This is a genomic window from Prolixibacter bellariivorans ATCC BAA-1284, assembly GCF_000621705.1.
GTDB lineage: Bacteria > Bacteroidota > Bacteroidia > Bacteroidales > Prolixibacteraceae > Prolixibacter > Prolixibacter bellariivorans.
This window is the reverse complement of sequence record NZ_JHXO01000001.1, coordinates 713,885-733,612: the sequence shown is the minus strand read 5'-3', so window position 1 is coordinate 733,612 and position 19,728 is coordinate 713,885. Positions and strand designations below refer to the sequence as shown.

The window sequence follows — 19,728 nt, the reverse complement described above, 5'->3', positions numbered from 1 at the left end:
GTAATCAAAAAGTTTAAATGTCTATTTGCCTGGCACGATTGGTTTTCCTCTAAAAGAAAATTGAACTTCTGGTGCTTATCTTCTTTCCTTTTCAATATTTTCAATGAACTTGTATCTCTTCTCTTAATCCCGCTCCTTACTGCCCAACCCTCAGTTGCCGTCGGACGGGCCGAAAAAAGCGTTGCAAAGATAGATAATCTTTTGCGTTAATTCCAAATCTTTTTTCGCCTTTTTTATTTGGCTCCAGTACCGGAAATCAACTCACGCTTTTCGCTAAAAACGTGGCGGCAAAGATAAACCCTTTTATCCCGACTTTCCAAATACTTTTCAAGATTTTTTTCGGTGTGATTTTCACGGGCAAAAACCGAACAACTCCGGCTCTTATTACTCCCTTTCAACCTCCCTCTGAACGCTGCTCCCCTTTCGGAAAGCGGATGCAAAGAAAGCGTATTTTTTCGGCTTACTCCAAATGTTTTTTCATTCTTTTTTTACTTCAATATTCAACTGCCTGACCGACTGGACCGTTTTATTTCAAAAAAATACTTAAAAGATGTTGGCCGACCGGCGGAGGTGGGAAAAACGGCTTCCGGAAACGACGGGATGAGAAATACGGGACACCCCACTTCAACCGGTACGCAAATGAAGACTGCTTAGTACACTATCCCTACTCTATCTGTACTTAACCTCTGCTTTTCTCGTGGTTTTCTCTGCCACTTCTCCTCCGGAATTCACTGTCCTTTTGTCTTGACACAAAAGGACGAAAAAGACAAGTCAAAGTGATCCTTCCACCCGCGTCATGGTTTTGCCATTCCAGCCCACTTCCCTGAATTCCCGCACAAAACCATTCCCGCTCGCTCCTGCCCGGACTACTTTGACCGGCCAACCCGCTTTTCGCCTGACGGCGAATTGAGGGACGAAGCGTTTTTGAAAAGTTTACCATTGACACAGAACGACAGAAACAATTCCAACAATAGGAACAACAGAAACAGCCAAGCTGAACCTGTAACTTGAAATTTTGAAACCTGTAACCGAATTTCGCGGCAGGGCGGAGGCCGGCAGCCGGACGAAGCGGGGCCGGTTGGACGGACGGGAGGGCCGGGGCGACTGAAAGAAGCCCCCGGAACGACCAGTGCGACCACGGCCCCGCAAGTACGCTAAAGGCCGCAGACCGTGAAGCCGCCCTAAACTACATCTGGCCTGGTTCGGGAATAAACCTCAACCGATCGCGCAGCATGCCGGGCGTAACATTTTCGAGCTGTTTGAATGCACGGGACATGGATACCGTGGAACCAAAACCGGAACGAATGGCTACATCTTCTAGGAGTAAAATGGGTTGCAGTGAAAGCAATCGTTTGGCTTCGTCGACCCGGTATTGATTGACGAAAGTACTGAAGTTCACACCATAGCTACGGTTAATCGCCTGCGACACATAGGTGCGATTGCTTCCTAACTCGAGGCAGAGATCAGCCAGTTTGAAATCATTGTTCAACCAGGGCTTCTGTTCCTGAAAGATTGTTCTGATGCGGCTGATAATGGCCGACTCCGGTTCGATACGCCCCTCCAGCCTAACGGCCAGCCGGTCGCGTTCGTCGAAGAGTGGCTTTTGACGAAAGCCCAGGACACCCAGTACCCAAATGAGTAATCCGAGTAAAAACAAAGGAATAACCAGGTAGCGATCGTCGCCAAACAGCTTGACCGGGTTGACCGAGTAGAAGAAAATACTCAGAATGGCCATGCCGAAAAAGAGACTGTTGAAAAGCCACATCCACTTGAGGCCAATTTTTCCATAGTCGGCAAACCAGTTAACAGCTTCGTACCGGTGTTTCCTCAATAGCCGGAACGACAAAATGAAATAGAGGAAAATTTGCACGAAGAGGCAAACGATGTTCAGAAACCGGACGACCAGCAGATAATTCATCAACGGATTGGAAAAATCGGGGGCAAACCGGTACTCCGACATAAACTGCACCCGCTCCTGCACATTGAGCATGAAGTAGAAAACCGGGGCGCTAAGGAAAAAGAAAATGATGGAGGGCAGGAAATGAATCCAGGCTCTCACCTTCTTCCCGGGAGGCGAAGTCAGTTTTAAGATGTACGTATAAATGAACGGGTAAGCTGCGAGCACCGAAGAAATATGCAAACTATGCAGGTAGGTATAAATTTCGTAGTGCTTCTGGAAATAAAAATAATTGGCCAGAAACAGGAAGGCGGCATTGAGCATCCCCCAGCCCAGCCACACTTTGCTATGATCGTCTTTTCCGGCTGAGAAGAAAAGGACTACCGATAATATTAACGGTACATAAACCGGGCTTAATAATCCGAGGTCGCGAAAAATTTCCAATAGGTTGTCAGGTTAATCGTTTCGATAAAAATACTAAAAAACGTTAACCACAGTTCAATACCACTCTTTAAACCACAAAGAATAATCTTATATTTACCACATAGAAAAAATTTCAATTGTGCCAGACAGCGTAGTTATTATTCCCACATACAACGAGAAGGAGAATATCGAGCGGATGATTCGCACGGTATTTGGCCTCGAGCATCCATTCCAATTGTTAATTATTGATGACAATTCGCCCGATGGAACTGCCGACATTATTAAACGTTTGATGCCTGAATATGATGGTCGTTTACACCTGCTTCAACGCGAAGGAAAGCTTGGGCTGGGTACGGCTTACATTACCGGATTTCGCTGGGCGATGGAACACGGCTACAACTACATTTTCGAAATGGATGCCGATTTTTCGCACGACCCGAAAGATTTGATCCGTCTGTACGACGCTTGTGCGGAAAAAGGGGCGGATGTTGCCATCGGTTCGCGCTACATCACCGGAATCAACGTAATTAACTGGCCGCTGGGACGCGTGCTGATGTCGTATTTTGCCTCGGTATACGTTCGTACGGTTACCCGGATGCCCGTGATGGACACGACTGCCGGCTATAAATGTTACCGCCGGGAAGTGCTGGAAGCCATCAATCTCGATAAAGTCAGGATGAAAGGCTACGGATTTCAGATTGAGATGAAATTCACCGCCTGGAAATTTGGATTCAACATTGTGGAAGTCCCGATTATCTTCACCGAAAGGCAGGAAGGCTCGTCGAAAATGAGCGGCGGAATATTTGGAGAAGCTTTTTTCGGGGTGATGAAAATGACAATCAGAGGTTGGTTCAGAACCTACAAACGGTGATGAAGCTGACAAAACAATATAAGAGCAGCTTCGAAGTTGCTCTTTTTTTATGCCGTAACCGGTAATAACGATTTTACCAAAACCAAATGGATAGATTGGCGTTGAGTATGAAACATCGCATCATTTTCAAATCCATTGAAAAATGCTTATTTTCAATCGTAAACCAGTGGATACAATCCACCAGCTATATAGTTAAAAACAAAATCAATCAAACTTAAAAATGAAGGACATTGTCATCAGGGATGCCAAGGTGGTGAATGAAGGTAAAATCATGAAAGGGACAAGCATCCTGATCCGAAACGGAAACATTGAAAAAATTTTTCGCAAAGAAGTACCGGAAAACGTTTTGGCCAAAGCCGAAGTAATTGATGCTTCCGGAAAACTCCTCCTGCCAGGCGCTATCGATGACCAGGTACATTTCCGGGAACCCGGACTAACCCACAAAGCCGAAATCGCAACAGAATCGAGAGCAGCCGTTGCCGGCGGCATTACTTCCTTTATGGAAATGCCCAACACCGTTCCCCAGGCAACCACGCAGGAATTACTCGAGCAAAAATATGCCCGGGCGGCCGAAGTTTCGATGGCCAACTACTCCTTTTACATGGGAGCGACCAACGACAACCTCGACGAAGTATTAAAAACCGATCCGGAAACGGTTTGCGGTGTGAAGGTATTCATGGGCTCCTCAACCGGCAACATGTTGGTTGATAATCCCGAGACCCTGGCTGAGCTCTTCAGCAAATCGAAGATGCTAATTGCCACCCACTGCGAAGATGAACCAACCATCCAGGCGAATCTGGCAGCCGCCAAAGAAAAATACGGCGAAGACATTCCGATTAGCGAACATCCGAAGATCCGGAGTGCGGAAGCCTGCTTCCTGAGTACCGCCAAAGCGGTTGAACTGGCCAAAAAGAACGGCGCCCGTTTACACGTATTGCATCTTTCCACCGCCAAAGAGATGGCATTGTTCGACATCAAACCCTTAAAGGACAAAAAGATTACCGCGGAAGCGTGTGTTCACCATCTTTGGTTCAGCGACGCGGATTACGAAAAATACGGTACTCGCATTAAATGGAACCCGGCGGTGAAAACAGCCAACGATCGGGAAGCGCTTCTCAAAGCACTGGAAGAAGGGCGGATTGATGTGATTGCCACCGACCATGCACCGCATACCGAAGAGGAAAAAAATAACAAGTACCTGAAAGCGCCTTCCGGCGGACCGCTGGTGCAACACGCGCTGGTTGCCATGCTGGAACTGCACCGGAGAGGTAAAATCAGCATCGAAAAAGTAGTCGAGAAGATGTGCCATGCCCCGGCCGAACTGTTTGGCGTGAAAAAACGCGGTTACATCCGGAAAGGATACAAAGCCGACCTGGTGTTGGTTGAACCCTCGCGCTGGACCGTTTCGAAAGACAATCTCCACTACAAATGCCAGTGGTCACCTTTCGAAGGCGAATCATTCTACTACCAGGTAACCCACACATTCGTGAATGGAAACCTGGTGTACGAAAATCCCACAGCCGACGGAAAAGGAAAATTCAACGAAGAGTTCCGCGGCGAGCGTTTAACTTTTGACCGAAAGTAAAGTGAGACGGAACATTCTAATCATTGCTACCCTGGTGCTAATCTTTTCGGGATGTAGTCAGGAAAAGAAGGAGCCGGCAGCAACCCCAGCCCCCCGGGGAACGTCGATGGGCAAGATTACGTATGATACCATCATTCTGAATCCCAATGCCGACGACACATGGACAACAGAATGCCTGAGCAAGTTCGAGCGCAAAAAACTCATCGACGATATCTTCGATGCGGTTTATGCCGGCAAACTAACTGCCTTGGACTACTTCACCCGGAAGAAATTCACCGTAAACGAAGTGAAGGCGATGGAAGCCTCCGGTGAGTTTTCGCGCGATAGAATCGGGAAAATCCAGTTCGATGAAAAATGGTACTGGGATGAGAAAAATGCCCGGCTGCGAAAGAAAGTGACTGCCATGACGCTCGGTTATGAAGTCTGGAATAACGACAGTACCCTCCGTGGTCATAAACCCGTTTTCCGGATCGAGTTTAATTGAACTTAAATAATTCAAATAGAATAAAGAATCCCGGCAATTGCTGGGATTTTTTGTTTGACAAAAAGAGGTTTCTGTTGTTCCTTTTGTTTCTATCGTTAACACACTGTCAGGTTTGGCGATGCTGTCAGCAGCACTCATTGTCCGGATTTTCATCTACTCACCCCATCCGGACTGCGTCCGAATTGCCCCTCTCTACAAGTAAAGATGGGCGGGGGCCGGTGATGACATCGACGTTTGTATTTCCATTCTTCCCGGTAGGATCTCAGGTTGTTTTTGGAAATGATGCCTTGCAAATTCGCAGCGGCTTGATTCCTTCTCTATGATTAGAGAAGGGTTGGGATGAGTAGAAAACGTCGTTTCGAACACTCCCCGGCGTTGCCCTATGCTACGGAATTAGAGCCTTTCAGGCTCCTAAAACTGCCTATATCTCAGCCGGCTTCCCGGAGGGACAAATATTCATCACGACCAGGGTCGTATATCAATTTGCTGTACCCTCTCCTAACCATATATCATCCTTCCCGGATGAAACAGGCCTCCCGTTAATACCCCCAAAATGTCTGAGACAGTATGTTATATAACTACCGGAATACGCAGGTTTCAGCGAAACTAAACCCATATCAGTCTTGTTAAAAAGGGCACCAATAAAACGAAAGCAATAAACGAACAGGACGAAGAGGCTGTCTTAAGAATTTGAAATGAAAAAGTGCTAACATTCAAACTGAAAGCAACTTTGGATTTACCCCTCCTCCCGATATCCATCGGGACTCCCTAAAGGGGCGGCTTAAAGTCCCCTTCAGGGGATTTAGGGGTAAATAACTTAGGCTGTATTTACAATTTGATAGTTCTGAAAATGCTCTTTGTACTCTTGAGACAGCTCCTTCCATTAAATTCAAACTGAATGGGAAATAAGAAATTTGATCCGGCAACCCGGATTCAGCGGCTGGAGAATTTTGGTGAGTTCGGAGGTGTCAATCCTTCCATTACCGACAGCAGTACGTTTACTTTTATGGATGCCAAAACCATGTTAGATACTTTTCATGGTGAAACCGAAGGTTGCTTTTTGTATTCGCGTCACTGGAACCCCAGTAACAAAGCACTATCCGATGCTATAGCAGCCATGGAAGGTACTGAAGGCGCCTGGGTGACCGGTTCGGGAATGAGCGCCATTACCACGGTTTTGCTGCAGTTGTGCAATGCCGGCGACCACATCATTACCAGTGTCACCACGTACGGAGGAACCTATGCTTTCCTGAAGAATTACCTGCCCAAATTCAACATCGACGTTACGTTCGTGAACATTTCCGATTTGGAATCGGTGGAAGCGGCCGTTCGCCCCAACACGAAATTGATTTACACCGAAAGTGTCACCAATCCGATGCTACAGGTTTCCGACATCCCAAAACTGAGCAAGATAGCCAAACAGCATGATATCCAACTGGTGGTCGATAATACGTTTACGCCGATGATTCTCTCTCCTTACAATTTAGGAGCTGACATTGTCGTCTATTCGATGACCAAGTTTATCAACGGGAAAAACGATGGCGTTGCCGGAGCTATCTGTGCCAGCAACGAATTTATTGCGGCCATTAGCGATGTAAACGACGGAACCGCCATGCTGTTAGGTCCGGTTCTGGACCCGATGCGTTCCTCCAGTATCCTGAAGAACCTGCATACGCTACACGTGCGGATGATGCAGCACAGCAAAAACGCGTTGTACCTGGCCAAACGTTTCCGGGAAATTGGTTTGAAATTCAGCTACCCGGGCCTGCCGGAGCATCCCGACCATGAGCTGATGAACAGCATCCGGAACGAAGAATTTGGTTATGGCGGTATGATTGCCATCGATATGGAAACGGCCGAACGGGCAGCCAGTCTCATGGAGTTGATGCAGCAAAGAGGCGTCGGTTACCATGCCGTCAGCCTCGGTTATTTCAAAACCCTGTTTAGTAATTCCGGAAAATCAACCAGCAGCGAGGTGCCCGAAGATGTGCAGCTGGCCATGGGCATGTCGCCCGGCCTGGTGCGGTTCTCGGTTGGCCTGGACCATGATATCGAAAGTACGTTCGATTTAATTCATTCGTGTTTGAAGGATTTGAAGTTCGTATAGCATTCGTTCAGCGACCCCGTCAGTGGTTAAAAACCCTGACGGTGGTTGTTGCAACAGGTACAAAAAAACCTGACAGGTTTTCGAGAACCTGTCAGGTTTGGAATCACACAGACCGTACCAGCCCTACAGGCTGGTTGTTTATATCATACACCTTTGTCTTGGGGCGTTGCCCCAAGCTATGGATTTGGAGCCTTTCAGGCTCGACAGATTAGGCTAAAGCCCAATCAAGTAAAGTCCTTCTTTACCCCATGGCTCAAGCCATGGGCAATTAGTTTAGTCCATCAGAATACTTCTCCTTTCAGAAAACTTGAATTGCCCCTGACTTTAGTCGGGGGTATTGGGAGCATTAAATTTTTCTTTGGCTTTAGCCTAATCATTCAGAAGCCGGAAAGACTCCGGAGGAGTCCCATATTGTTAGCAACCATTCATTCTCCCACAACCCTTCGACCCCGGCCGGGGTCGTACATCGGTTTCCTCATCCTTTTTCTAACAACCTATCATCCCATCCGGGATGAAAAACCACCGATAGATTTTTAACATTACGCTGCTGCTATTTTACGTAATGTTGTATTTTGACGGCAGGCTGTAGCTTCGTCGTTCCTTCGTTCTTCCTTCGTCGGAGCTACCATGCTTGATTTAACAATAAGTGTCTTTTGAAGATGCCTATTTGACAATGGTTTTGAGTAGTCGGAGACCGACATTTCTTACGACAAAAAGTTTCTTATGTTTTGGAGCAGGCTTGGATAAGCCAGGATAGGAAATGATTTTTATTTATCCCAGGTTCCCAGTTCCTTACTTTGTTAGATTCAATATAAACTATTGGATGTTGAAAATTATCTTCGAAAAAAAGTAGGCAAAGAGCTAAATTAGCGGACCTCTAAAACCAGTAAGATGTAATATATTCACAACGGTCCTTAAAGGTTGGGGTATGCCCTCTAATTGAGAAATATTAACAATCTATATCATAAAAATAACATAACCTGATTGGGTTACACATACATTGTAACACATTATGAAAAAGACCTTAATACTACTAATAGTTATTTTGACTTCTAACCTAGCAGAAGCACAATTCATAAAGGATAAATCAATTGATGCTCAAATTGGATATGGGATCAGTTCACCATATTATAGCGTTGCGGATATTGCCAGTGATGGATTTTTTTTACAAGGAGAATATGTCTTGACCGCCACTTCATGGTTTCAACTGAGACCATACGCAGGTTTAATTTTGACACGTTCGAATGGAAAAGATCTCAATGATAAACCTACGAATGAAAAAGCTGAATCGAATGCCTTCCTGATTGGAGGAAAAGCAAGAGTTATAGCACCGATTCCCTGGGTGGCACCATATGCCGAGATTGGGATAGGTGGATCGATAGGAAAATTTGAAACGTTTACGGCTTATACGAATATCAACCAAAGCGGATTTGCTTACCATATTCCTTTCTCTTTCGGATTGGAGTTGGGGCGTAATAAGGATGTTGATTTAAGTTTTAGCTATTACTTTCAGCCGACAGTTGAACAGTTTGTTGGAGCATTCGCGATTGGAATATCCATACCCCTGAGAAACTAATATAAATCATTTCAACAAAAACCTCGCAGTCCGTCTGCTGCGTTGCTCCACAAAGATACTTTAAAACACTACGCAAGTTGCACCACCTAACACACCCTAAAAAGAAACAAATAATGAGATTTACAGCAATTGTCATTGCGATACTACTCAGCTCCTGCTCAAAGAACTCCAAGGAAATAACCAAGGAGTTTAAAGGCTCGACAATTAAAGCATCTTTATCAAACGGTAAATTTGATGGAGCTGTTGTTCAGACCTTTCATCAGAAAGACTATTGGTTAAAATCTCTTGCCACAATATGGAAGAGCGGAGATATCAGAAAAATTGTACTGACGGATAGAGAAAATGTGAGCCATGATATGATATATCATGAAGAAAAAAGACCAAAGGACAAAAGTGTGACCATTTACTACCAGGATAAAAATGATTCGACATTCAGGACAATACCATTCAATAACGAATTTATAGACTTCTGTGCTGAAAATGCTTTTCTATCGACGTACTCTCTGAATAACTTTGATACGACAATCAAAATATACAATATACCGGCAAACTCATTTAAAGCAATATCTTCCCCTTTACCAATTAACATTGAAAACAATACTATCAAAGTAACTGATATCGGTTATAAGACTGATTCACTCTTGGTAACATTGTATTGGATGGTTGGAACCCCAAAAACTGAATTCAAAATTAAAATAGATAAAAACGCTCCCTAACACCTTGCACAAAGGATTCCAAATCCCCAGGAATCATACACCTTATTTCACCAAAAACCTCGCGGTCCTTCTACTGCGTTGCTCCACAAAGATGCTGCGGCCGGAGGCGTGCCGCTCGATTTCTTCATCGGTGTAGTTGCGGATGGTAAGCAGTTCGAGGCCGTTGTTGTAGCGCACATCAAAATCTTCCTCCAGCTCTTCCACCAGGGTTTCAAAATCGTGGTCGGGTTTGGTCACTGCCACCGACAAACTCAGCGCCGACTGCTGCACCATGTTCACTTCCATCCGGTAGCCGGCCAGCAGTGAGTAGATGTGCCCGATGGAGGCTTCGCCCATAAACGAAAAGTCCTTCGGCGAAATGGTGAGCAGCACCTGGTTCCGTTTCAACACAAAAATGGGGGTCTGCTCGTCGGAGTCCGTTTCGCCGCCAATCACCGTCCCGATTTCGCCGGCATCCAAAAATGAACGGACATACAGCGGAATATTCTTCTCGAACAGCGGCTTCATGGTTTTCGGGTGAATCACCTTCGCGCCGAAATAGGTCAACTCTACCGCTTCCCGGTAGGTTAGGCGGTCCAGCTTCAGCGTGGCATCGAAATACTGCGGGTCGGCATTCAGGATACCCGGCACATCTTTCCAGATGGTCACACTTTCGGCATCGAGCAGATGGCCGAAGATAGCCGCGGTAAAGTCGGAACCTTCGCGCCCAAGCGTGGTGGTCAGGTTCGAGGTCGTCGACCCGATGAAACCCTGCGTGACGTAACATTTCTCCTGTTGGAAAGTGACAACCTCTTTGGTCTGTCCTTCCGACAGTTCGTAATCGATAACCGCTTTCCGCCAGGTGTCGTCCGTCCGGATACAACCACGCGCATCCATCCAGCGGCAGGGAAATCCGTTCTCGTTCAGGTACGCACTCACAATGCGGGTCGACAGCAACTCACCAAACGAAACAATCTGGTCGTATTCGTAATCGTAATTCAGCGAAGGCGGCACCGAAACACTACCTGCCAGCCGCTCGAATTCGTCGTTCACCTCGTTGCGCACGGGGCTTTCCGTGTCCGGGAACAGCTCATCGATAATGGCAAAGTGCTCCGATTTGATGGTTTCGATGTGCTTCCACAACGCTTCGTCACCCGAGAAATAGGTGCGCACCACCTCTTCCAGCGCGTTCGTCGTCTTCCCGATGGCGGATATCACCACCACCAGCTCTTCGTCGCGGTAGGTTTGCAAAATAGTTGCCAGGTTACGAATGGCCGCGGCATCTTTCACCGAGGCGCCACCAAATTTGAATATTTTCATTTTCGAAAGTTTTATTCACCCCGACCCCGAATACCCGGGACCTTAAGGGTACTTCGCTATACAATGATGCTTTTTGCCACTTCACCCCTAAAAAAGGTGTCCCAAAAGGATATCAAACATTTTAAAACTATCAAATTGAAATTAACCATCAGAATCTCACCCCTAAATCCCCTGAAGGGGACTTTAAGCCGCCTCATTTAGGGAGTCCCGATCGACATCGGGAGGAGGGGTAAAACGGAAGGCCCGGTTACAATTTGTAAGATTTAATTTTGCAGTCAGACTTTTCGGACACTCTCCTTAAGCACTTCGACGATGGCTTCAGCAAAATATCAAAAATTTCGTCCTCATTAGATAAGCGCTCTGCAATTGCACGCTTGCGCTACCCTTAAGCCCCTTTAGGGGTTTGGGGTAAAAAACAAATAATCATATCACCCTCTCTATTTTTTTGCCGGCAAATCGTTTTGCTTTCCCGACCATTTCTCTTTCATCACCGGAAGCCAGCCGTCGGGCACGATTTCCTCCTCCAGCACCCGGACAGCCTCCTGGTAGCCCACTTCTATAATCCGGTCGATGTGCTGAAAATCGAATGTTCCGAACCGGCGCGCCTCGGGCGGATCGATAAAATAATCACACAGCTTCCGGCTCTTCTCTACATTCTGCGCGATGCTGAGCTGAAAACAACGCTCGGCAATTTCGCGGGTGCCGCTTATCTCTTCCACCGGCGAGTTGTGGTTTGCATGAATGCCGATGACCACATCCACCTTGTCGCGAATGGCGTCGGCCGGCAGGTTATTGAACAGCCCACCGTCCACATAGGTTTGCCCGTCGATTTTTTGCGGCGCGAAGACGAGCGGGATGGAGCTGGACGCAATCACAAACTCGAACAGGCGGCCGCTATGCCGGATCTCATTTGCACCGGTATTCAGGTTGGCCACTGACACATAAAACGGCTTCTTCAGTGCCGAAAAGTCGTTCTCTTCAATCTTCTCGGTCAGCAAATCCTGCACCTTCTTCAGGTTCAGAATTCCTCCCTTCCGTAGCCGGATGTCAATCAGCTTATAGAACTTTTCGTGGCGGATCATCTCCGAAATTTCATCGAGAGCATAACCGGCGGCATACAAAACACCTACCAACGCACCCATGCTCGTCCCGGACACCACGTCGGGCTGCAGGCCGTATTCTTCGAGCGCTTTCAATGCTCCGATATGCGCAAATCCACGGGCACCACCGCCACTGAGCGCTACACCGAACCGAACTTTTCTATTGGTCATCGTTCATTAATTTTTGCTGGTCTTTGCTGTGCAAATATGCTGGTTAATTCGTTTCCCGCAACGACTTGAACCGTTGAAAAATCAAGTTTTTTTTCGTTCATTAACCTTACAAAAGCAATTGATAAAAGTGCACATCGATGTACCGGTCGAATTTCCGGCCAGCCTCCTTCATTACGCCCATCAGATGAAACCCCAACTTCCGGTGCAATGCAAAACTTACCTCATTGCCTTCCGATATGAGCGAAATTACACTATGAATTCCCTGCTCCTTTGCGTATTTCAAAATGCTCTCGCTCAGCCTCAGTCCGATTCCTTGTCCGCGAAAATTCTCATCCAGATAGATAGAAAACTGCACCGTTTGGTCGTAGGCCTGCTTTTCCGACCACTTCGACAATGACGCATACCCGACGACTTCCTCGTCCACCTGGGCCACCAGCACCGGGTAATCTTCGTTGTGCATCGCCAGCCACATACGCCGCTCTTCCTCTGACAGGGGAACGGTATCGAACGTGGTGAGCGAATGCAACACAGCATGATTATAGATGCGAGTTATGGTGGGCACATCAGCCCCCGAAGCCATTCGGATAGTCAGCATAATGAATGATTATGGAAAGATGGAAGATAGAAAAATCGGGGCATTTCGGCAACATTCAGAAAAGTACAAATTTACTCATCCCAAACCCTTCTCTAAAATAGAGAAGGGCTTACGCTGGTGGAATTTCACAACGTTTGAAGAATTTGATTTGGCGTGAATAATTTCAAGGAGCGGAAAAGTGGGGCGGCCTGTCAAAGTCGCCCGGGCCGGCGATGGCGGGAACGGTTTTCGGCGGGGATTCCGAGTGATGGGCCAGAAAGGGAGATGGGGAGCAAGGATTCTCGCGGATTTTATCCACGGATTCACACGGATGGGCTTCGATTAAACGGTAGACTCTAATTGCCCCGTAGGGGTATCATCTTAATAGCGGGGATCGAATGCGTGCGCACAAGGCGGTCGTGAGACGGTATAAATTGAAAAACAAATGCCGTTTCGACCGCAATGGCGGTGCCGTTGATTGGAGCACAACTACAGAAACAAGAGTAACAATAGAAACGATAACCAATGAAAACCATGCAACATTAATTTTATTTTCACCCGCACTCCGTCTTTCTGCCTCAGCTTTTACTCTAACCCAAAATAAAAGATTGTTAAGGCTTTGAACGGTCATTCTGCTTCCGGTGTTCTTTTTTATATTTTTGCACCGTAAATAACGAAAGAGCATCGTATTGAAACGCGAACAGTTAATTGATTTTTATACACAGCATCCGGCGGTTCATTCCCTTGCCGGGGAAATCGGGAACAGTCAGGGACAGAAATTACATGCCAAAGGACTGACCGGTTCCTCGCCGTCCGTCGTGCTGGCAGCCCTCTTCCAAAAGAAACCGTTTGGCGCCCTCTTGCTCCTAAGCGACCGGGAAGAGGCAGCCTATTTTTACGACGATTTGCAAACGCTTGGGCTGGAAGAACATGTGCTCTTCTTCCCGTCGTCTTACAAACGCAGCGTTCAATACGAAAAAATCGAGAGCGAGAACATCATCCTGCGTACCGATGTGCTGAATCACCTGGTGGAAGCCGAAGAACGGTTCATCGTGGTTTCGTACCCGGAAGCGGTGATGGAGAAGGTTATCTCCGGAAAAGGGTTGGAGAAAAACACCCTGACCGTCCGTGTGGGTGAAAAGCTTTCCATCTCGTTTGTCAACGAAGTGCTGTTTGAATACGGTTTCGAGCGGGTCGATTTTGTGTACGAGCCAGGACAGTACTCCATCCGCGGTTCCATCATCGACATTTTCTCTTTCGCCCACGAAGATCCCTACCGTATCGATTTCTTCGGCGACGAAGTAGAAACGATCCGCACTTTCGACATTGAGAATCAGATTTCGAAGGATGCCCTGAATAAAATCTCTATCATCCCGAACATACAGGAAGGATTGCAGGAAGAAGAACGGATTTCGTTTTTCGAATTCCTGAAGGACGACACATTGCTGGTCACCGATGATTTGCGCTTCAGCGCCGAACGGATGACCGAACTGTACAGAAGTGCCCGGGAGAAAAACCTGGAAACCGATTTCCCGGTAGAGGATTTGATCATTAGTGGAAACACGCTGCTGGAACGGGCCGAAGCATTAACCTGTATCGAAATCGGGCCGAAAGCGCATTTCAAGTCGCAGGAAATTCCGTTCCACACCAAACAACAACCGGTTTTCAATAAGAATTTCAACCTACTGGGCGACAATCTTCGTGAAAATTCCCAGCTCGGGCACCTGAATATCATTCTGTCGTCGAGCGAAAAACAAGTGGAACGCCTTCACGCCATTTTTGAGGACAAAGGCGATCCGCAGGAGTTCGACAGCCTTCCGTTTGCACTAAAAGAAGGTTTCATCGACCACGACCTGAAACTCTGTTGCTACACCGACCACCAGATTTTTGAACGCTATCACCGCTTCAGACTGCGCTCGAAGAAATCGGCGCGACAAGCCATTACGCTCAAGGAACTGGCCAAGCTGCATCCGGGCGATTACGTGGTGCACGTCGATCACGGCATCGGGAAATTTGCCGGTTTGGTGAGAACCGAGGAGGACGGCAAAATGCAGGAAGCCATCCGGTTAATCTACCGTGACAACGACTCGCTGTTGGTGAGTATTCATTCGCTGCACCGCATTTCGAAATACAAAGGGAAAGACGGCACCGAGCCCAAAATCAACAAATTAGGAACCGCTGCCTGGCAGAACCTGAAAAACAAAACCAAGAAAAAGGTCAAGGATATTGCCCGCGAACTGATTGGTTTATATGCCCACCGCAAAGCGGAAGACGGTTTTGCTTTTGCCCGTGACTCCTATTTGCAGCAAGAGCTGGAAGCCAGTTTTATTTACGAAGACACACCCGACCAGCTGAAAGCCACCATTGCCACCAAGGAAGACATGGAAAAATCGATGCCGATGGACCGGCTCGTTTGCGGTGATGTAGGATTTGGAAAAACGGAAGTGGCTATCCGGGCCGCTTTCAAAGCCGTGACCGACAGCAAACAGGTCGCCATACTGGTACCTACAACAATTCTTGCCTTTCAGCACTTCAAAACCTTCAACGAAAGGTTAAGCGATTTCCCCTGCCGCATCGAATACATCAGCCGGTTGCGCAAGCCAGCCGAAGTGCGACAAATCCTGAAAGAAGTAACCGAAGGAAAAATCGATATTGTCATCGGAACACACCGTTTGGTGGGAAAAGATGTCAAGTTCAAGGACCTCGGGCTGCTGATTATCGATGAGGAGCAAAAATTCGGAGTTTCCGTTAAGGAAAAACTGAAACACCTGAAGGTGAATGTGGACACGTTGACACTTACGGCTACACCAATTCCGCGAACACTGCAGTTTTCACTGATGGGAGCGCGCGATTTGTCCATCATCAATACGCCGCCACCCAACCGGTTCCCCATCAATACGGAGGTGCACGGTTTTAATGAAGACATTATCCGCGAAGCCATTACTTATGAAGTGGAACGTGGCGGCCAGGTGTTCTTTATCAACAACCGGGTCCAGAATATTTACGAGGTCGAAGCGATGATCAAACGGATTGTTCCGGGCGTACGCACCGTGGTAGGCCACGGCCAGATGGAAGGTGCACAGTTGGAGAAAGTGATGCTCGATTTTATTGACGGAGAATTCGATGTGCTCATCGCTACCACCATCATCGAATCGGGTCTCGACATTCCCAACGCCAATACCATCATTATCAACCAGGCACACAACTTTGGTTTGAGCGAACTGCACCAGTTGCGCGGCCGCGTGGGCCGTTCCAACAAAAAAGCATTCTGCTATCTGCTGGCTCCGCCAATGACCAGCATGACTCCCGAAGCACGGCGCAGGCTGCAAGCCATCGAAGAATTCTCCGATTTAGGAAGCGGTTTTAGTATTGCCATGCAGGATTTGGATATCCGGGGAGCCGGGAACCTACTGGGAGCTGAGCAAAGTGGTTTCATTGCCGATATCGGTTTCGAAACGTATCACCGCATCCTCAACGAAGCCATTCAGGAACTCAAGCACGAGGAATTCCAGCAGTTGTACAAGGAAGAAGAATCGCGCGAAGCCAATGAAGCATTCCTCAACCTTCGCTTTGTGAACGACTGCCAGGTAGATACCGATTTGGAATTGCTCTTCCCCGAAAGCTACATTTCCAGTATTTCGGAACGGATGTTGCTCTACCGCGAACTCGATAACATAGAAGATAACGACGCATTGGAACAATTCCGCGCACAACTCATCGATCGCTTTGGGAAATTACCCGACTCGACGATTGAATTACTGGAAGTTGTTCGCCTCCGCTGGACCGCCATTGAGCTGAACATCGAGAAGATCATCCTGAAGAACAAAAAGATGATTTGCTATCTCCCCGCTGACCAGCAATCGCCGTTCTACCAGACTTCCCTTTTCGGGAACATGTTGAAATGGCTGCAGCTCAATCCGGGCAAGTCCAGAATTAAAGAAGCCAAAGGAAAGCTCAGCATTATCTTCAGCGAAGTAACTTCCATCCAACATGCCGTTACCTTGTTGAGTGAAATCGCGGAGAATGTCAGACCGGAAAATGTAGTAGCTTCTAATTGACAAAAATTGTTAATTAAGCCATTAGCGTTATACTTCAACGAGATTCCATTAACTTTGTCCCTCAAAGAAAAAGACCACGATGCAACGCATACACCAATTGATATTGACCTCAGTAATTTGTTTGATTCTGAGCGTTGGCTTGTCAGCCACTGTATCAGCGCAGGATAGTTTAGCCACAAGCTACTCGGCTTCCATCGATACTGTCCTGACTCAGAATGATATGGCCAACGATAGTCTTCTCCACGTCAATCTCAAATCGATTGACATCATTCCTCCTTTTAAATTCAAGAACCATCATCAGGAAAAAAAATATGATGAACTGGTGGAAGATGTGAAGAAGACGTACCCGCTGGCCATGATTGTCAGTAAAGAACTGAACCGGGTGAAAAAAGAGATGGACAAGGTTTATACTTCCCCCGGCCGCCGAAAGAAATACCTGAAATGGTACCAGCATTACATCAAGGAAACCTACATGGATACCCTGAAAACATTGAATATACGCCAGGGCAGGCTCTTGCTCAAACTTATCGACCGGGAAACCGGCGAAACCGCATACGATCTGCTGAAGGAATACCGGGGGGGCGGACAAGCCTTTTTATGGAATTCACTGGCCTTTCTCACCGGCTCCAGTTTAAAATCGGAATTTGACCCGGAAGAAGATGCCATGTTGGACCATATCATTCGTCGGTACGAGGCCGGAGAGTTTCATTAACAGGGAATAAAATCACTTATTAAAACTTTTAAAGAAGTTTTTTTTTACGTCCGGATTCGCTTATTTTTACTAATTCAAAATAAACCAGAAAGCCTATCATGGACTTAAGTAAAAAGTTGCAGAGCGACAATCCGGTTTTTTACGGATTTGGCGAGTATGCCCCAACCAATTTGACCCACAGGGACATGCTCACGAAATATGAAAAAATTCCCTCCTACATTTATCCCGAGGGAAAAGATGTTTCGCAGGCGGTCGCCGATGAGATTGCCGACTCCATTAAAAAGAAACAAAAAAAAGGGGAAAAATGTGTACTGGGATTACCCACCGGTTCAACACAGCTGGGGATCTATGCCGAACTGGTTCGTAAGCACAAAGAAGAGGGATTGAGCTTCAACAATGTTGTCACCTTCAACATTGATGAGTACTACCCCATGTCACCACATTCCATTCACAGTTACAACAACTACATGCATCGGCACCTGTACGATCATGTGGACATCCCGGAAGAGAACATTCACATTCCGGATGGTACCATCATGTTCGACTCCGTGCATGATTACTGTCGTGAATACGAGAGATTGATCAAAGAAGCTGGTGGCATCGATTTGATGCTGCTGGGTATTGGCCGCACCGGTCACATTGGTTTCAACGAACCCGGTTCCGGACGAAATACCCGTACCCGGATTATCACGCTTGACCCGGTAACCCGACAGGAGGAAGCGACAGAATTCCAGGGATTCATTAACGTTCCCCGACGTGCCATTACGATGGGAGTCGATACCATTCTGGAATCGCGAAAAATTATCCTGGTGGCATTGGGCGAATCCAAAGCACGGGTGATTCAAAAAACAGTAGAAGAAGATCCGGATAGCGAAGTACCGGCCTCTTTTATTCAGGAACACCACAATGTTAAGGTCGTGCTCGACAGTGGAGCCAGTTCGCAACTCGTCAGGGTACGCACGCCCTGGCTGGTCGATAACATGGACTGGAACGACGATCGGCTGGTACGTAAGGCGGTGGTTTGGCTTTGCAAACAAGCCAAGAAACCCCTTCTGAAACTGACGGGTAAAGACTACAACGATTATGGTTTGAGCGATCTGCTCGCTACCGTTGGATCAGCTTACCGAATCAACATCAAAGTATTTAACGATTTACAGCATACCATTACCGGATGGCCCGGTGGTAAACCGGAGGTCGATGACTCGAACCGTCCGGAAAGAGCTGAACCGGCGAAGAAACGTATCGTCATTTTCAGTCCGCACCCCGATGACGATGTTATCTCGATGGGGGGAACACTATTGCGACTGGTGGAACAGGGACACGATGTGCATGTCGCCTACCAGGTTTCCGGTAATTTCGCGGTAGCCGATGAGTACATTTCGCGTTACCTCGATTTCCATCACGAATACGCTGACTTTTACGATTCGGGAAATAAGAAAGCCAAAGAACAGAATGAAAAAGTTCTTTCATTTCTTAAGAATAAGAAAGACGACGAAGTCGATATTCCGGACGTAAGAAAGGCCAAGGGTTTAATTCGCCGGATGGAAGCCCGTTCCGCTTTGCGTTATTTCGGCATTCCTGATTCGCACATTCATTTTCTCGATCTTCCTTTCTACGAAAGTGGAAGACGACAGAAAAATCCGATTGGCGAAGAAGATGTTAAAATCGTCATGAACCTGCTTGATGAGGTAAAACCTCATCAGATTTTTGCTGCCGGCGATTTATCCGATCCGCACGGAACTCACCGCGTTTGCCTCGATACCATATTTATAGCACTTGAGCACATGCGGGAAGAGAAAGAGTGGATGAAAGATTGCTGGCTTTGGCTCTATCGTGGTGCCTGGGCCGAATGGGAAGCTGACGAAATTGAAATGGCTGTTCCAATTAGTCCTATCGAGTTGGCAAGAAAACGCGACGCGATTTTGCGTCACCAGTCACAAAAAGAGGGCGCCATGTTTATGGGTGAAGACGAACGCGAGTTCTGGCAGCGCGCCGAACAGCGAAACAGAGCAACCGCAAGGCTTTACGACGAGTTAGGCATGGCCGAATACGAAGCCATGGAAGCCTTTGTTAAGTACTATCCGTGAGAGATTTCAACGAACCGTTGATAAGTTTCAGCCTTCCTTTCGGGGAAGGCTTTTTTTGTACCTTCATA

14 protein-coding genes are annotated in these 19,728 nt (G+C 47.2%); 10 read left to right on the top strand and 4 right to left on the bottom strand.

Annotated features, from left to right (window positions below; all coding sequences use genetic code 11):
* Positions 1–210, top strand: a 210-nt coding sequence (locus tag T426_RS25970; protein ID WP_027585266.1) for a hypothetical protein, incomplete at its 5' end; no start/stop codon positions are given.
* A 976-nt stretch (positions 211–1,186) separates the two neighbouring features.
* Here T426_RS25970 and T426_RS0103125 read toward each other — a convergent pair.
* Positions 1,187–2,341, bottom strand: coding sequence for an AraC family transcriptional regulator (locus T426_RS0103125; protein ID WP_025865699.1), 1,155 nt, complete (start codon positions 2,339–2,341; stop codon positions 1,187–1,189).
* A gap of 118 nt (positions 2,342–2,459) precedes the next feature.
* On the opposite strand from T426_RS0103125, the gene T426_RS0103120 reads away from it, so the two are divergent.
* The 6 genes from T426_RS0103120 to T426_RS0103090 all read left to right on the top strand — a co-directional run bounded on the left by T426_RS0103120 (position 2,460) and on the right by T426_RS0103090 (position 9,659).
* The gene (locus T426_RS0103120) at positions 2,460–3,191 is read left to right on the top strand and encodes a polyprenol monophosphomannose synthase (RefSeq protein WP_025865698.1); all 732 of its coding nucleotides are present in this window, start codon (positions 2,460–2,462) and stop codon (positions 3,189–3,191) included.
* A 220-nt stretch (positions 3,192–3,411) separates the two neighbouring features.
* The gene (locus T426_RS0103115; protein ID WP_025865697.1) at positions 3,412–4,776 is read left to right on the top strand and encodes a dihydroorotase; all 1,365 of its coding nucleotides are present in this window, start codon (positions 3,412–3,414) and stop codon (positions 4,774–4,776) included.
* Between the two features lies 1 nt (position 4,777).
* A complete protein-coding gene (locus T426_RS0103110) occupies positions 4,778–5,260 on the top strand; it encodes a hypothetical protein (RefSeq protein ID WP_148303830.1) in 483 nt (160 codons plus the stop codon).
* Positions 5,261–6,158: 898 nt separating this feature from the next.
* On the top strand, positions 6,159–7,367 hold the full coding sequence (locus T426_RS0103105) for an aminotransferase class I/II-fold pyridoxal phosphate-dependent enzyme (protein ID WP_025865695.1): 1,209 nt from the start codon (positions 6,159–6,161) through the stop codon (positions 7,365–7,367).
* A 1,012-nt stretch (positions 7,368–8,379) separates the two neighbouring features.
* Complete coding sequence (locus T426_RS0103095) at positions 8,380–8,943, top strand: outer membrane beta-barrel protein (protein WP_025865694.1); 564 nt, start codon at positions 8,380–8,382, stop codon at positions 8,941–8,943.
* Between the two features lie 113 nt (positions 8,944–9,056).
* Positions 9,057–9,659: a hypothetical protein gene (locus T426_RS0103090; protein WP_025865692.1), complete on the top strand. Its 603-nt coding sequence runs from the start codon at positions 9,057–9,059 to the stop codon at positions 9,657–9,659.
* 42 nt (positions 9,660–9,701) lie between these two features.
* Here T426_RS0103090 and T426_RS0103085 read toward each other — a convergent pair whose 3' ends face one another.
* The 3 genes from T426_RS0103085 to T426_RS0103075 form a co-directional block, all read right to left on the bottom strand.
* A complete protein-coding gene (locus T426_RS0103085) occupies positions 9,702–10,958 on the bottom strand; it encodes an aspartate kinase (protein WP_025865691.1) in 1,257 nt (418 codons plus the stop codon).
* A gap of 437 nt (positions 10,959–11,395) precedes the next feature.
* Positions 11,396–12,229, bottom strand: coding sequence for a patatin-like phospholipase family protein (locus T426_RS22590; protein WP_025865690.1), 834 nt, complete (start codon positions 12,227–12,229; stop codon positions 11,396–11,398).
* Between the two features lie 106 nt (positions 12,230–12,335).
* A complete protein-coding gene (locus T426_RS0103075; RefSeq protein ID WP_051539154.1) occupies positions 12,336–12,824 on the bottom strand; it encodes a GNAT family N-acetyltransferase in 489 nt (162 codons plus the stop codon).
* A gap of 668 nt (positions 12,825–13,492) precedes the next feature.
* On the opposite strand from T426_RS0103075, the gene mfd reads away from it, so the two are divergent.
* The 3 genes from mfd (at position 13,493) to nagB (ending at position 19,660) form a co-directional block, all read left to right on the top strand.
* Positions 13,493–16,861, top strand: coding sequence for a transcription-repair coupling factor (gene mfd / locus T426_RS0103065; protein ID WP_027585263.1), 3,369 nt, complete (start codon positions 13,493–13,495; stop codon positions 16,859–16,861).
* 79 nt (positions 16,862–16,940) lie between these two features.
* Complete coding sequence (locus T426_RS22585) at positions 16,941–17,573, top strand: DUF4294 domain-containing protein (RefSeq protein WP_051539151.1); 633 nt, start codon at positions 16,941–16,943, stop codon at positions 17,571–17,573.
* Between the two features lie 98 nt (positions 17,574–17,671).
* Positions 17,672–19,660 carry a glucosamine-6-phosphate deaminase gene (gene nagB / locus T426_RS0103055; protein ID WP_025865687.1) on the top strand — a complete coding sequence of 663 codons (1,989 nt, stop codon included), beginning with the start codon at positions 17,672–17,674 and terminating at the stop codon, positions 19,658–19,660.
* The last annotated feature ends 68 nt before the right edge of the window (positions 19,661–19,728 follow it).